Annotated in this window: 12 protein-coding genes; 11 read left to right on the forward strand and 1 reads right to left on the reverse strand. The window is 68.8% G+C overall.

Features of this window, described 5'->3' with window-relative positions; genetic code table 11:
• Positions 1-54: 54 nt before the first annotated feature.
• The 4 genes from HDC94_RS05965 to HDC94_RS05980 all read left to right on the forward strand — a co-directional run bounded on the left by HDC94_RS05965 (position 55) and on the right by HDC94_RS05980 (position 4,854).
• A complete protein-coding gene (locus HDC94_RS05965; RefSeq protein WP_179495808.1) occupies positions 55-1,278 on the forward strand; it encodes a DegT/DnrJ/EryC1/StrS aminotransferase family protein in 1,224 nt (407 codons plus the stop codon).
• Complete coding sequence (locus HDC94_RS05970) at positions 1,275-2,489, forward strand: polysaccharide biosynthesis protein (RefSeq protein WP_179495810.1); 1,215 nt, start codon at positions 1,275-1,277, stop codon at positions 2,487-2,489. Before HDC94_RS05965 ends, HDC94_RS05970 begins: the two co-directional genes overlap by 4 nt.
• A 2-nt stretch (positions 2,490-2,491) precedes the next feature.
• Entirely contained in the window at positions 2,492-3,163 is a 672-nt protein-coding gene (locus HDC94_RS05975; RefSeq protein WP_179495812.1) for a sugar transferase, read from the forward strand.
• Positions 3,164-3,321: 158 nt separating this feature from the next.
• A complete protein-coding gene (locus HDC94_RS05980; RefSeq protein ID WP_179498853.1) occupies positions 3,322-4,854 on the forward strand; it encodes a molybdopterin-dependent oxidoreductase in 1,533 nt (510 codons plus the stop codon).
• On the opposite strand, the gene HDC94_RS05985 is transcribed toward HDC94_RS05980, so the two are convergent.
• Complete coding sequence (locus HDC94_RS05985) at positions 4,851-5,396, reverse strand: MOSC domain-containing protein (RefSeq protein WP_308495639.1); 546 nt, start codon at positions 5,394-5,396, stop codon at positions 4,851-4,853. The two genes, HDC94_RS05980 and HDC94_RS05985, sit on opposite strands and share 4 nt — an antisense overlap.
• 56 nt (positions 5,397-5,452) lie before the next feature.
• Between HDC94_RS05985 and HDC94_RS05990 the strand changes: the two genes are divergently transcribed.
• The 7 genes from HDC94_RS05990 (at position 5,453) to HDC94_RS06020 (ending at position 13,701) form a co-directional block, all read left to right on the forward strand.
• Positions 5,453-7,237, forward strand: coding sequence for an ABC-F family ATP-binding cassette domain-containing protein (locus HDC94_RS05990; protein ID WP_179495814.1), 1,785 nt, complete (start codon positions 5,453-5,455; stop codon positions 7,235-7,237).
• A gap of 22 nt (positions 7,238-7,259) precedes the next feature.
• Positions 7,260-8,267, forward strand: coding sequence for a 3-oxoacyl-[acyl-carrier-protein] synthase III C-terminal domain-containing protein (locus HDC94_RS05995; RefSeq protein ID WP_179495816.1), 1,008 nt, complete (start codon positions 7,260-7,262; stop codon positions 8,265-8,267).
• A gap of 52 nt (positions 8,268-8,319) precedes the next feature.
• Positions 8,320-9,315, forward strand: coding sequence for a hypothetical protein (locus tag HDC94_RS06000; protein ID WP_179495818.1), 996 nt, complete (start codon positions 8,320-8,322; stop codon positions 9,313-9,315).
• Positions 9,316-9,387: 72 nt separating this feature from the next.
• Positions 9,388-10,149, forward strand: coding sequence for a glycosyltransferase family 2 protein (locus tag HDC94_RS06005; protein WP_179495820.1), 762 nt, complete (start codon positions 9,388-9,390; stop codon positions 10,147-10,149).
• Positions 10,146-11,282, forward strand: coding sequence for a cytochrome P450 (locus tag HDC94_RS06010; RefSeq protein WP_179495822.1), 1,137 nt, complete (start codon positions 10,146-10,148; stop codon positions 11,280-11,282). Before HDC94_RS06005 ends, HDC94_RS06010 begins: the two co-directional genes overlap by 4 nt.
• Complete coding sequence (locus HDC94_RS06015; protein ID WP_179495824.1) at positions 11,279-12,808, forward strand: class I adenylate-forming enzyme family protein; 1,530 nt, start codon at positions 11,279-11,281, stop codon at positions 12,806-12,808. The genes HDC94_RS06010 and HDC94_RS06015 overlap by 4 nt, the downstream gene beginning before the upstream one ends.
• On the forward strand, positions 12,805-13,701 hold the full coding sequence (locus HDC94_RS06020; protein ID WP_179495826.1) for an NAD(P)-dependent oxidoreductase: 897 nt from the start codon (positions 12,805-12,807) through the stop codon (positions 13,699-13,701). The genes HDC94_RS06015 and HDC94_RS06020 overlap by 4 nt, the downstream gene beginning before the upstream one ends.
• Positions 13,702-13,721 lie beyond the last annotated feature (20 nt).

Below are 13,721 nucleotides of genomic sequence, written 5' to 3' on the forward strand. Positions count from 1 at the left end.
CGAACTGGGCAACTCACGGGAGGGGAGGCGCCAGCAGCGGTAGATTGGTCTCCCGTGCCGATTCCGTTCTCCCTCCCGCTCATCGATGACGACGTCATCGCGGAGGTGAACGACGCGCTGACCAACACCGGCTGGCTCACCACGGGCCCCAAGGTCAGGCAGCTCGAGGCCGAGATCTCGAAGATCACCGGCACCCCGGTTCTGTGCGTCAACTCGTGGACCTCGGGTGCGATGCTCATGCTCCGCTGGTTCGGCATCGGCCCCGGCGACGAGGTCATCATCCCCGCCTACACCTACAGCGCGACCGCGCTCTGCGCCATGAACATCGGTGCCACGGTCGTCATGGTCGATGTCCTCGACGACTTCACCATGGACCCGGAGAAGCTGCGCGCCGCCATCACGCCGCACACCAAGGCCGTCATTCCGGTCGACATCGCCGGATGGCCGGCGGACTACGACGCGATCCGCGCGATCGTCGAGTCGGCCCGCGCGTCCTTCGTGCCGTCGACGCCTCGGCAGGAGCTTCTCGGCAGGCCCCTCGTCGTCTCCGACGCGGCCCACTCGCTCGGTGCCGTCTACCGCGGCCAGCCGAACGGACAGTGGGCGGATGCCACGGTCTTCTCGCTCCACTCGGTCAAGAACGTCACCACGGGGGAGGGTGGCGCCATCGCCATCAACCTCCCGGACTCCTTCGACCTCGAGGCGGAGCTCGTCTTCCTTCGAGCGTTCTCGCTCAACGGCCAGAACAAGTCGGCGTTCGAGAAGAACCAGACCGGCGGCTGGCGCTACGACATCGTCGACCAGGGCCTCAAGGTCAACATGCCCGATCTCAACGCTGCCGTGGGCCTCGCGCAGATCCGCAAGTACGAGTCGCTGCTGCTGCCCGACCGCAAGGCCAAGTTCGCCCTCTACCAACAGGCATTCGCCCAGGACGACTGGGCCATCCTGCCGCCCGTGCGCGACGAGATCCACGACTCGAGCTGCCACCTCTACATGCTCCGCATCGCCGGCGCCGACGAGGACCGCCGCGACCGCATCATCGCGCACCTGTCGGCTGCGGGCATCGGGGTGAACGTGCACTACATCCCGATGGCGATGCTCACCCTCTTCCGCACTCGCGGCTACGACATCGCGGACTACCCGAAGACCTTCGAGCTCTACGAGAACGAGATCACGCTTCCGCTCTACAACACGCTCACCGAGGAGCAGGTCGCCGAGGTGATCGCGGGCGTGCGCGAGGCCGTGGCGGCGACGGCCAGCTCGGCGGCGACGGCATGATCGACTTCGACCTCGACGCGTTCATCGCGAGGCATGTCACGGGCCGCGACGAGAGCATGTTCGCGGCCGACCTTGCGGCGCACGACGCCGAACTTCGCGCGGCGGTCGCCGGGGCATCCGTTCTCGTGATCGGCGGCGCAGGCACGATCGGGTCGTCCTTCATCCGCGCCCTGTTGCCGTACGAGCCCGCCAAGCTCGTTGTGGTCGACCTCAGCGAGAACGGACTCACCGAACTCACGCGGGACCTGCGCTCGACCGACGGGCAGTACGTGCCAGCCGAGTACCTGACCTACCCGATCAGCTTCGGGGATGCCGTATTCGAGCGGATGCTCGCCACCCACGGTCCCTTCGATATCGTTGCCCACTTCGCGGCCCACAAGCATGTGCGCAGCGAGAAGGATCGCTTCTCGATCGAGGCCATGGTCGAGAACAACGTGCTCTCCACCGCACGCCTGCTCGAGCTCCTGCTGCCGACCCCGCCGAAGCACTTCTTCTGCGTCTCCACCGACAAGGCCGCGAATCCCGCCAACGTCATGGGTGCCTCGAAGAAGCTCATGGAGGAGGCCGTGCTCGCCTACTCGGCTGAGCTGCCCGCGACAACCGCGCGCTTCGCGAACGTCGCCTTCTCGAACGGCAGCCTCCCCGCCGGTTTCCTCGAGCGCATCGCCAAGGGGCAGCCTCTGTCCGCACCCTCCGACGTGCGGCGGTACTTCGTTTCGCCCGCCGAGTCGGGCCAGCTGTGCCTCATCGCGTGCGTACTGGGGAAGCCCGGTGACATCCTGTTCCCCCAGCTCGAATCACCCACGATGCTGACCTTCTCCGCGATAGCGGATGCCCTGCTCACCGAGCTCGGATACACCCCGGTTCGCGCGGCCAGCGAGAACGAGGCGCGCGAGCGCGCGGCCGCACGCAAGCCCGGGGACACCGAGTGGCCCGTGTACTACTTCGCGTCCGACACCTCGGGCGAGAAGCCGTTCGAGGAGTTCTACACGACCGACGAGGACGTCGACCTGGAGCGCTTCGAGGCGCTGGGCGTTGTGCACGGAGTCGCGAACTACGACGTGGCGGGCATCCGCCTCGTCCGTGACGAGCTGCGCGAACTCTTCGCCCGCCCTGGGGTCGAGAAGGACGTGATCGTCGCGGAACTCACCCGGCTCGTGCCCACCTTCCAGCACGTCGAGACCGGCACCGGCCTCGACCAGAAGATGTGATCGTGTACGCCGCCGTCAAACGGGGCCTGGACCTCGTCGCCTCCGTGCTCATCCTGCTCGTGCTCACCCCGATCCTGCTGCCGATCATGCTCGCCCTGCGCCTCACGGGCGAGGGCGCTGTCTTCTACCGCCAGCAGCGCGTCGGGTACCGCAACGCGATGTTCGGCATCTGGAAGTTCGCGACCATGCTCAAGAACAGCCCCAACATGGGTACCGGGTCGCTCACCGTCCGCGGGGACCCGCGCGTGACGCCCGTCGGCAAGTACCTGCGCTCGACCAAGATCAACGAGCTGCCGCAGCTGCTCAACGTCGTCACGGGACAGATGAGCTTCGTTGGGCCCCGTCCTCAGATGCAGGTCGACTACGACGCCTACCCGCCACACGTGCGCGACACGATCTACAGCGTGCGCCCCGGCATCACCGGCATCGGCTCGGTCGTCTTCCGCGACGAGGAGCGCCTGCTCTCCGTGCCGGGTCGCGACCCCCGTGAGTTCTACGCCCAGGAGATCGCACCCTACAAGGGCGAGCTCGAGATGTGGTACCTCGAGCACAAGTCCCTGGTGACGGATGCCCGGCTCGTGTTCCACACGGCGTGGGCCGTGCTCGCCCCCCACTCCGACGCCGTCTTCCGCGCCTTCCGCGACCTGCCGCCGCGCCCCGACTGGCTCCAGTAGCGCGTCCCAACCCCCGCGAGAAGCCACTTTTCGGGGCTTTTCGGCGTGATGCGGGCAACAGGTGGCTTTTCGCGGGGGTTGGTGAGGGGGAACAACACAGGGCGCGGGGGTAGCATGCGACCGTGAAGCGTGAGACGTGGGTGGCCGCCGTTGTCGGGATGCTGGCCGCCGCCGTCACACTCGCGGTCGGGCACTTCGTGGCCCTGCTCGTCGCTCCCGGAGCGAGCCCGCTGCTCGCGGTCGGTGCCTGGGTGATCGACATCGTTCCCCCGTGGGTCAAGGACACCGCGATCGCCCTCTTCGGCACGGGCGACAAGGTGGCCCTGCTCGTCGGGCTCGGACTGCTCGTGGCGATCCTCGCGGCTGCGGCGGGCATCCTCGAGTTCCGCAGGCCGCCGTGGGGCATCGTCGTGCTGGTCGTCGTCGGCGTGATCGCCACGATCGCTGCCCTCACCCGGTCGGGCGCCACCATCAACTGGTCGATTCCGACCGCTGTCGGCGTCGTCGGCGGCGCGGTCGTGCTCCGCATCGCGAGCGACCGGCTGCGCACCTGGCAGGGTACGCAGCACTCTGCCGCGGTTGCTGCCAAGCCCGGCATCCCGGACCCCGCGGTCGGCCTGAGCAGGCGCAAGTTCCTCACGGCCGTGATCGTGGCGGCGGGCGTCGCGGCGGTCGCGGGCGCGGCATCCGGCGTCATGTCCCGCGCGACGCAGGTGGCCAACACCGTACGCGAGGCGATCCGCCTCCCGAAGCCAGCCCAACCAGCGCCACCCATTCCCGCGGGTGCCGAACTCGACATCCAGGGTCTCGCCACGGTCGTCACCCCGAATCCCTCCTTCTATCGCATCGATACCGCGCTGGGTGTGCCCAACATCGACACCTCGGAGTGGAGGCTTCGGATCGTCGGGATGGTCGAGAACGAGGTCGAGATCGGCTGGGACGAGTTGCTGGCCCTGCCGCTCGAGGAGTCCGCGGTCACGCTCGCCTGCGTCTCCAACGAGGTGGGCGGTGACCTCATCGGCAACGCCATGTGGCTCGGCTACCCCATCCGTCACCTTCTGGAGCGAGCGAAGCCGACAGCGGACGCCGACATGGTGCTCTCGCGCAGCATCGACGGATTCACCGCGAGCACGCCCCTCGAGGCGCTCACCGACGACAGCCGAGTGGCGATGCTCGCGGTCGGCATGAACGGCGAGACGCTACCCCTCGAGCACGGCTTCCCGGTGCGCATGGTCGTGGCAGGCCTCTACGGCTACGTCTCCGCCACGAAGTGGGTCACCGAGCTGAAGGTCACGCGCTTCGACAAGGAGACCGCGTACTGGACCGATCGCGGATGGTCCGAGAAGGGCCCGATCAAGACGTCGTCGCGCATCGATGTGCCGCAGGCCGGCGCCTTCGTCGAAGCCGGGACGGTAACGGTCGCCGGGATGGCCTGGGCCCAGCACACCGGCATCGACAGCGTGCAGGTGCGAGTCGACCAGGGCGAGTGGCACGACGCGAGGCTTGCCGACGCGATCAACTCCGACACCTGGGTGCAGTGGGTCTGGGAGTGGGAGGGAGCCGAGGCCGGACTCCACGAGCTGGAGGTGCGCGCCACCGACACCTACGGCAAGACCCAGTCGGAGAAGCGACTGCCCGTCGTGCCCGACGGCGCCGAGGGGTGGCACCTGATCCGCGTGAGCGTCGGCTAGATCAGCGTCGGCTGCGCGAGCGCTCGCTCGGTGCGCAGCACGGCAGGTCCCACCATGAGCGTGCCGTTCGTGAGCGGCTCGCAGCGGATGCCACCCCGCTTCAGTAGCGCCTTGTGTGCACCGTCCCCGAACGCGACATCCATCCACGCGCACGGGTTCGCCGGACGGTGCGCCCTGAACCGCACGGCGCCGCGCCCGGTGTCGAGGGAGAAGTCCTCCCCGCGGAGTTCGTCGATGGGAGCGCCACGCAGGATGATGTTGCGCCGCGTGAGGGCCGGGTCCACCGGCCCGACGCCGAGAACCCTGCTGACGTGCTCGATCGATTCGACGGCCATGACGGTTACCGATGCAGTGCGGTGGGCAGCATGCCCGAAGTAGCGATCACCGACGATGCCGAGTCCAGCCCGGATCTCGATCGCCTCGTGTTCCTCGCGGGTTGTGGCATCCCGCGGCCCATCGGCTGGCCTGCCCTCGTAGCGGTGCAGGGGTGAGGCAAGCAGCGTGACGATCTCCACGTCGAGGGCGAAGGGCAGCGCGGGCACTGGTCAACGCTAACCCGGGGGGAGCGCACAACTCCTGCCCTTAGGCTCGATGGGACATGGCACACCTTCTCGGCGCTGAGGCGCTTCACCTCGAATACCCCACTCGCGTCATCTTCGACAGCGCCACCGTCGGCCTCGACGAGGGCGACCGCGTCGGCATCGTCGGTCGCAACGGCGACGGCAAGACGACGCTTCTCAGGATGCTCGCCGGCCGACTCGAACCGGACTCCGGTCGTGTCACCCGCCGCGGTGGGGTGACGCTCGGGATGCTCGACCAGGCCGACGAGCTCGCGAGCGGTCTCACGGTGCACCAGACGGTCATCGGCGATATCGACGAGCACGTCTGGGCTGGGGATCCGAAGGTCCGGGACGTCATCGCGGGTCTCCTGCCGGGCATCCCGTGGGAGGCGCTCGTCGACGACCTGTCCGGCGGGCAGCGTCGACGCGTCGCGCTCGCCGCCGTGCTCATCGGCGACTACGACGTGATCTTCCTCGACGAGCCCACGAACCACCTCGACGTCGAGGGCATCGCGTGGCTCGCCGGGCACCTCAAGAAGCGCTGGTCGGCCAACGCGGGTGGACTCGTGGTCGTGACCCACGATCGGTGGTTCCTCGACGAGATCTGCACCGCGACGTGGGAGGTCCACGACCGCCTCATCGAGCCCTTCGAGGGCGGTTACGCCGCCTACATCCTGCAGCGCGTCGAGCGCGACCGGATGGCATCCGTCACCGAGGCCAAACGCCAGAACCTCATGAAGAAGGAACTCGCGTGGCTGCGGCGCGGTGCGCCGGCGCGCACGGCGAAGCCGAAGTTCCGCATCGACGCCGCCAACGAGCTCATCGAGAACGAACCGCCCGTGCGCGACACCGTGAGCCTGGCATCCATGGCCATGCAGCGCCTCGGCAAGGACGTCGTCGATCTCGAGGACGTCAGCGTGTCCTTCGAGGGCAAGGATGTGCTGCGCGACATCACCTGGCGCATCGCTCCGGGGGAGCGCACCGGCATCCTCGGTGTCAATGGCGCAGGCAAGAGCACGTTGCTCAGCCTCGTCTCCGGAACTCTCCAGCCCACGAGCGGCCGGGTCAAGCGGGGCAAGACGATCAAGGTCGCCACCCTCACCCAGCAGCTCTTCGAGCTCGAGGACATCTGGAACGATCGCGTCAGCGACGTCATCGGTCGCCAGCGCAGTACCTACGTTGCGGGTGGCAAGGAGATGACGCCCGGCCAGCTGCTCGAGCGCGTCGGCTTCTCCAGCGCCCAGCTCGCGACCCCGGTCAAGGATCTCTCGGGTGGCCAGAAGCGTCGGCTCCAGCTGCTGCTGATCCTGCTCAGCGAGCCCAACGTGCTCATCCTCGACGAGCCGACCAACGACCTCGACACTGACATGCTGGCGGCGATCGAGGACCTCCTCGACAGCTTCCCCGGCACGCTCCTGGTTGTGAGCCACGACCGGTACCTGATCGAGCGCGTCACTGACCAGCAGTACGCGGTGATGGATGGCGGGTTCCGCCACCTTCCGCGCGGCGTCGACCAGTACCTCGAACTGCGCACGGCCCAGATGAAGGGTGGTGGTTCATCGGCACCCACGGCGACCGCTGCTCCCGCCACCTCGAAGCTCAGTGGTGCTGAGCTTCGGAACACCCAGAAGGAGCACGCGGCGGCCGGTCGCAAGATCGACAAACTGAACGGCCAGATCGCGGAGCTCCACGAACGGATGGCCACCCACGACCAGTCGGACTACACGGGCATCGGCGCGCTCGCTGACGAGCTGCGCGAACTGCAGGCGCAGCTCGAGACGGTGGAGACGCGCTGGCTGGAGCTCGAGGAGCTGCTCGGCTAGCGGCCGCACTAGGCTCGCACACGTGCAGTCAGCCTCCGCTCGAATCGCCGGTCTCGGCGTGTACCTGCCGGAGAGCACTCGGGCGACCGAGCAGACCGAGCGCGACCTCCGTGCGGCAAACCCCGACCTGAAGCTCGCGACCGGCCTCATCGGGCGCATGACCGGTGTGCGCAGCGTCCACCTGCGACCCGATGGCTGGCAGACCTCCGACCTCGCCGTCGCCGCGGCCCGCGACGCCCTCGCGGAGTCGCCCGGCGAGATCGACCTGCTCCTCTTCGCGAGCGCCAGCCAGGACCTCATCGAGCCGGCCACGAGTCACATCGTCGCCGCGAAACTCGGGCTCACGTGTCCTGTCATGGACATCAAGAACGCCTGCAACTCGGTGCTCAACGCCATGCAGGTGGCCGAGGCACTCATCGCGGCTGGCCAGTACCGCCGCGTGCTCATCGCGAGCGGTGAACAGCCCTCGCACGCGGTGCGCTGGGAGCTGACCGACCACGACCAGTTCATCCGGTCCTTCCCCGGGTACACGATGAGTGATGCGGGTGCCGCCGTGATCCTGGAGGCGACGGATGACGCGAGCACTGGCATCCTCGATTCGTCCTTCATCGCGGCGTCCGCGCACTGGGACGTCGGCACACTCCCCACCGGCGGGTCGATGAACCCCCGTGGTGGCGACGGGTCGTACTTCGACATGGATGGCGCGGGCCTCCAGCGTGCGTTCCTCGAGCTCGGTGCACAGCCCGTCCTCGACCTCCTCGCACGCAACGATCTGACGTGGGAGGACATCGATCTTGTGGCGATCCACCAGGTGGCGCTGCCCTATCTGCCCCCGATCTTCGAGCGTCTGGGCGTCGCGAGCGACAAGTCGGTCATCACGGTGGAGGACCACGGAAATCTCGCCTCGGTCACGATTCCGCTCCAGATAATGAGGGCGCGTGACGCACAAATGGTGAAACCGGGTAGTCTTATGCTGCTCGTCGGGCTGGCGGGGGGCATCAGTCTGGGACTCATGATCGTTCGCATGTAGCCGAACCTGCTAGTTTGTTGTGAATCCCGCCACCTACGAAAGGTCCGACGCGATGTCCGCACGCCGAACCACAGCACGTTTCTCACTCGCCACCGTCATGATCGCGGCGCTCGCGCTCGGCGGTGCTGCCGCCAGCTCGTCCGCAGTGGGCGAGCCCGATGGCCTCTACTCCGCTACCTCCGACGACGGCGGTAGCAACTTCGTCCAGCTCGACAAGTCGACGGCTGCCGCTACCAACCTCAGCGGCCCGCTCGCGGGTCGCGAGATCCGTTCCGTTGAGGTCGTCAACGGCGTCGGCTACGCCGTCGGGCAGTCCGAGGGTGTCTGGTCGGTCTACACGTGGGACATCGCCTCGGGCGCCATCCTCACGTCGGCGACGCTGACCGCGGCCGGGTTCGAGCCCGGAAGCTTCGAGGTCTTCGCCCTCGACACCACCACCGACGGAACCCTGCTCACCTACTTCCGTGCCGGCAGCGAACTGAACTCCCAGCTCTGGATCGTGTCCGTCGACCCCGTGTCCGGTGTCATCACCCCGCTGGTTGACCTCACCAACGTCGACTCCGATCTCGAGGACCGCAGGATCTTCGAGGGACTCGCCACCAACCCCGTCACGGGTGTCACGTACGCCCTCGCCGACTACGACGATGGCATGCCGGCGTACTCGCCGGTTGACCTCTCCGCGGGAACCGTCGGTGCCTACGAGGCACTCACGGGCATCCAGTCGAGCGTGGGCCCCGGCTACCTCCGCGAGGGCGATTTCGACGCCGAGGGTGTGCTCTGGTTCGTCTACAGCGGCGAGGGCAGCGGCGTCGCGCGCACCAACGGACCGACCGAGGTAGGCACGGAGGCAACCCCACTGGGCGAGCCCGAGATTGAGAGCAAGGCCATCACGATCGGCCAGACGGTCGTCGCCCCGGCTCCTGCCCCCGCACCCGAGCCGCAGCTCGCGGCGACCGGCTTCGACGCCGCTCCGCTCTTCGGCGGCGCTGGCGTGCTCCTGGCAGCAGGTCTCGGCCTGCTCCTGGTTCGCCGTCGCGCGACGGTCTAACAACCACCAGCTCCAGCAGACGCGGCACTCTCGCCTTCGGGCGGGGTGCCGCGTCTGCTATTTTCGGCGAGTATGGACACCTCCGGAAAGCTGACCGTGGTGGTTCCGGTGTTCAACGAGGCTGCGGGCATCCGCCCCACCCTCGAGGCGCTCGCTCGACAGCGTGACAGCGACTTCGACGTTGTCTTCGTCGACAACAACTCCACGGATGACTCGGCCACCGTCATCACGGATTTCGCGGCCGAGCACGGCCTCCCGTGGCGCGTCGTACTCGAGCCCCAGAAGGGCACGGGTGCCGCGGCCGACACGGGGATGCGCGCTGCCATCGCCTTCGGTGCGACCATCCTGGCGCGCACCGACGCCGACTGCATCCCCCGGGAGGACTGGACCGCGGCCATCCGCCGCTCGCTCACTACGGGCGGCCTGCGCCTCGTCGGGGGCGAGCTCGTGCCACGACGCGACGAGGGTCTGCCCTGGACGACCCGTGCCCTCCTGCGTGGCGCTGTGCATCTCGCCGAGGCCTTCGGGCGGGTGCGCAAGGGCAACCGCGACCCCGCCTACCGCGGCCCGTACATGATGGCGGCCGGATGCAACGTGGGCATCACCGCGGAGCTCTACGAGGCGGCCGGCGGCTTCCCGCGCACCGCCATCGAGGATCTCCACGAGGACCGCGCCCTCGTCAACGCCGTGCGCCGCATCACGAGCCGCTACGCACGTCGCTCGGATGTCGTCGTCTACGGGTCCTCCCGGCGGGTGAACGCCTGGGGCCTGAGGAACACCCTGCTCTGGTACAAGGACCACGCCTACAAGCCAGAGCACGTGGACATCCGGTGACGCGCGCAGCCGCCTGGGAGCGTCGGGTGCTCCGCGCAGCGCACCCCGTCGCGGTGCCCGCGTTGAGTGCCTCCCGCCGTCCGGTGCAGCGAGTGCCGCGCCTGGGGGTTCTGGTGCGGGATGCCACGATCCTCCGCTCCGTTCTCATGGACACCGAGCATTTCTCCAAGACGGGTCCCGGTGCACCGAGCGACCTCTGGACGCCCGTTCTAGGGCCCTCCGTGCTCCTCAACATGGAGGGCGCGGATCATCTGGCCTTGAGGCGCAGGCTCGGGCCGTTGTTCTCGCCCGCCTACGTGGACCCGCTTGTCGCGGCATCCCTGCCGAGCGCCCGGCTGACCGCGCGATTGCGGGCCGGTGAGCGAGTCGACCTCGTGACGGAGGCGAAGCGCAATGCGAGCATCATGATCAGCCAGCTCGTCGGACTGTCGGCCGAGCAGGTGGATGACGCCCTCTTCGAGAGGGTGTCATCGATCACGCGATTCGTGCGGCTCTCGCGTCCGCGTCTGACCGATGCCCAGGCGGCTGTCGCGCGCGCCATCCTCGCCGACCTCACCGCGCACGCTCGCACCGCCTGGCGCGACGGTGATGAGAGCACGGTGCCCGGTCGCATGCGCGCGCTCGGTCTCGGGGAGGAGGAGGCGATGGGCGCCGTCGGGGCGTTCGTGCTCACCGGGACGGAGACTCTGGTCTCGTATATCCCGCGCCTCATCGCGCTGCTCATCGACAGCGAGTGGATGCCACGGCTCGCCGCCGACGCGACACTAGTCGAACCCGCCATTGCCGAGGGCCTCCGCGTGACCACGCCCTCGCCCGTGATGCTGCGGAGCGTCGTGTCGGGCGCGCGGATCGGTTCCGTCGACGTGCGGGCGGGGGAGCGGGTCATCCTCGCGACGTTCCTCGCCAACGGAGCGCTCGGCGGGTTCGACCCTGCCAGCAACCCCGCGGCATCCCTCAAACAGCTCTGGTTCGGGGCTGGCAGTCATTTCTGCCTGGGGGCCCCGCTCGCGATGGCGCAGACGCGGGCGACGCTCGGTGCGCTGCTCGAGGCAGGCCCGCTGCGCGTCGTGTCGCGGCGCGCGGCCCGCGGGGTGCTCATCCCCTCGTACGCGAGCCTCGTGGTGTCAGCATGACCGACATCCTCCGCGCGCTGCTCGACTCGTGCGACCGCACCCCGGACGCTCCCGCCCTGACGTTCCGGAGGACGACACTCCGCTACAGCGACCTCCGCGACCGGATCCAGGGCGTGGCGTCCTCCCTGACGTTGCGAGGGTTGCGCCCCGGGGACCGCGTGCTGTTCTCCGTACGCCCGGGCATCGACGCGATCGTGCTCGCGCTCGCGCTTATCGCGGCCGGTGGAACTGTCGTGTTCGCCGATCCGGGGGCTGGCGACGAGTTGTTCCGCGCACGTGCGAGGCTCGTCGCGCCGAGGTGGGTGGCGGCCGAGTCGGTGTTGTACGCCGCGTCATCCGGCCCGCTTCGCGGCATCGCGCGACGCCGGGGCATCGAACTGCCCGACTACGGGGCGGTGGTTCCGGATGCCCGGCACGTGTACAGCGGACCGTGGCTGCCTGGGGTGCCTCACGGCGCGTTGAGCCTCCGGTGGTTCGGCGTGAACCGACGCCCGGGACGGGCGTCGGCATCGTGGCGAGGGCCGGACATGGCCTTCGCTCCCAGCTCCAGCGCCCCGGCGGAAGCGCTGATCATCTTCACGTCGGGCACCACCGACGACCCCAAGGCGGTCGTGCACTCGCGCGAGTCACTCGGCACGGGTCTCGACGACTTCGCGACGGCGGTCGGATTCGTCGCGGGGGAGCGTGTGCTCACTGACCAGCTCATGGTGGGCATCCCCGCGCTCATCTCGGGTGCGCACTGGGAGCTTCCCCCGCCAGGCCTCGACCCCGGGGCGAGGCCGGAGCGGTACCTCGCACTGCTGCCGAGGGCCGACGTGCTGTTCACGGTGCCCGCTGCACTCGATGCTCTACTCGGGATGCTCGAGACCCGCCCCGACCTCACACCTCGGCTGCGCGCACTCCTCATCGGCGGGGCTCCCGTGCTGCGACCACTCCTCGAGCGAGCGCGCCGGCTGCTGCCGAACACCACGATTCGCGCGATCTACGGCATGACGGAGATCCTGCCGGTCGCGATCGCCGATGGCGACGAGAAGCTCGCGTTCGACGGCACGGGCGACTACGTCGGTCGGGTCATGCCCTCGATTCGCGCGGCCATCGTCGACGGCGAGCTTGTGGTCGCGGGCCCCGGCCTCGCCGACTATCTCGGCACGCCCCTCGCCGAGCTCCGCACGGGTGACCTGGCCACACTCGACGGCGACAGGCTCGTGCTCGCGGGTCGAGCCAAGGACATGTTCATCCGCGGCACCACCAACGTGTACCCGGGCCTCTATGAGCCGGTGATCGCGGGCCTCCCGGGCGTCCGTGCTGCGGCGCTCGCCGGCATCCCGAACGACATCGGCGACGACGAACTCGTGCTCGCCCTGGTGCTGGATGCCGCGGGCTCCGTCGATGTCGTGCGCGCTGCCCTCCCCGGTCTCATCGACGCTGCCGTCCTGCCCGACCGCATTGTTGTGCTCGACGCCCTCCCCACGAAGGGGCGCAGTTCGAAGCTCGACCGTGCCGCTCTCGCGGAGGTGCTGCGATGAGGGTGGCGGTCACGGGAGCCAGTGGGTTCGTGGGCGGCGCGGTCGCGTCGGCCCTGGCATCCCGCGGGCACGACGTCACGGGCTTCGGTCGCAGGCCGGGCGGGTGGGCCGACGGGCACTACGAGCAGTGGGACCTCGCCGACGGTCCTCGCGCCGGGAGTTTCGACGCCGTTGTGCACAGCGCGGCCCTCGCCGACGACTGGGCCGACCTCGGCCATGCCATGCTCGCGAATCGGCTCGGCACCCGCACGGTCGTCGCGAGCTTTGCCGGTGCCCGAATCGTCCACATCTCCACGTCGAGCGTCTACGACGCGTTCGCCCCGAATGTTCGAGTGCGGGAGGATGCGCCGCTGCCCACCCGGTTCCTCAGCGCATACTCCGAATCGAAGGCCTCTGCCGAGGCCGAGCTGCCCGCGGATGCTGTGATCCTCCGCCCCCATGCCGTGTACGGCCCCGGCGACACGACGCTCCTGCCGCGCATCCTCGCGGGCATCCGCGGGTCGCGGCTCGTGCTCCCGAACGGTGCGCGGGTGAGGCACACGCTCACCCACATCGACAACCTCGTGCACGCCGTCGAGGTCTCCCTCGTCGGCCCGGCTGGAACCTACAACATCGGTGACGACACCGAGGTGCTGCTGTCAGCGGTGCTGGGGGAGTTCCTCGCGCGTCGGGGCCGGGCGGATGTCACGATCACGAGCATCCCCTACGGCGCTGCCTTCGCAGCTGCCGCCGCCCTCGAGCGAGTAGCGCGACTGCGCGGAATCCGCCCTCGCCTCACGCGCTACGCCGTGAGCCAGCTCGGTCTCGAGCGCACCCTCGATCTCACTGCCGCTCGAGAGCGTCTCGGCTACGTGCCAGGTCCGACGACGTTGGACGGTGCCGAGAACTGGTGAACAAGAACTAGCGACAGTAC

Origin of the sequence: Leifsonia sp. AK011 (genome assembly GCF_013410945.1) — a bacterium.
GTDB lineage: Bacteria > Actinomycetota > Actinomycetes > Actinomycetales > Microbacteriaceae > Rhodoglobus.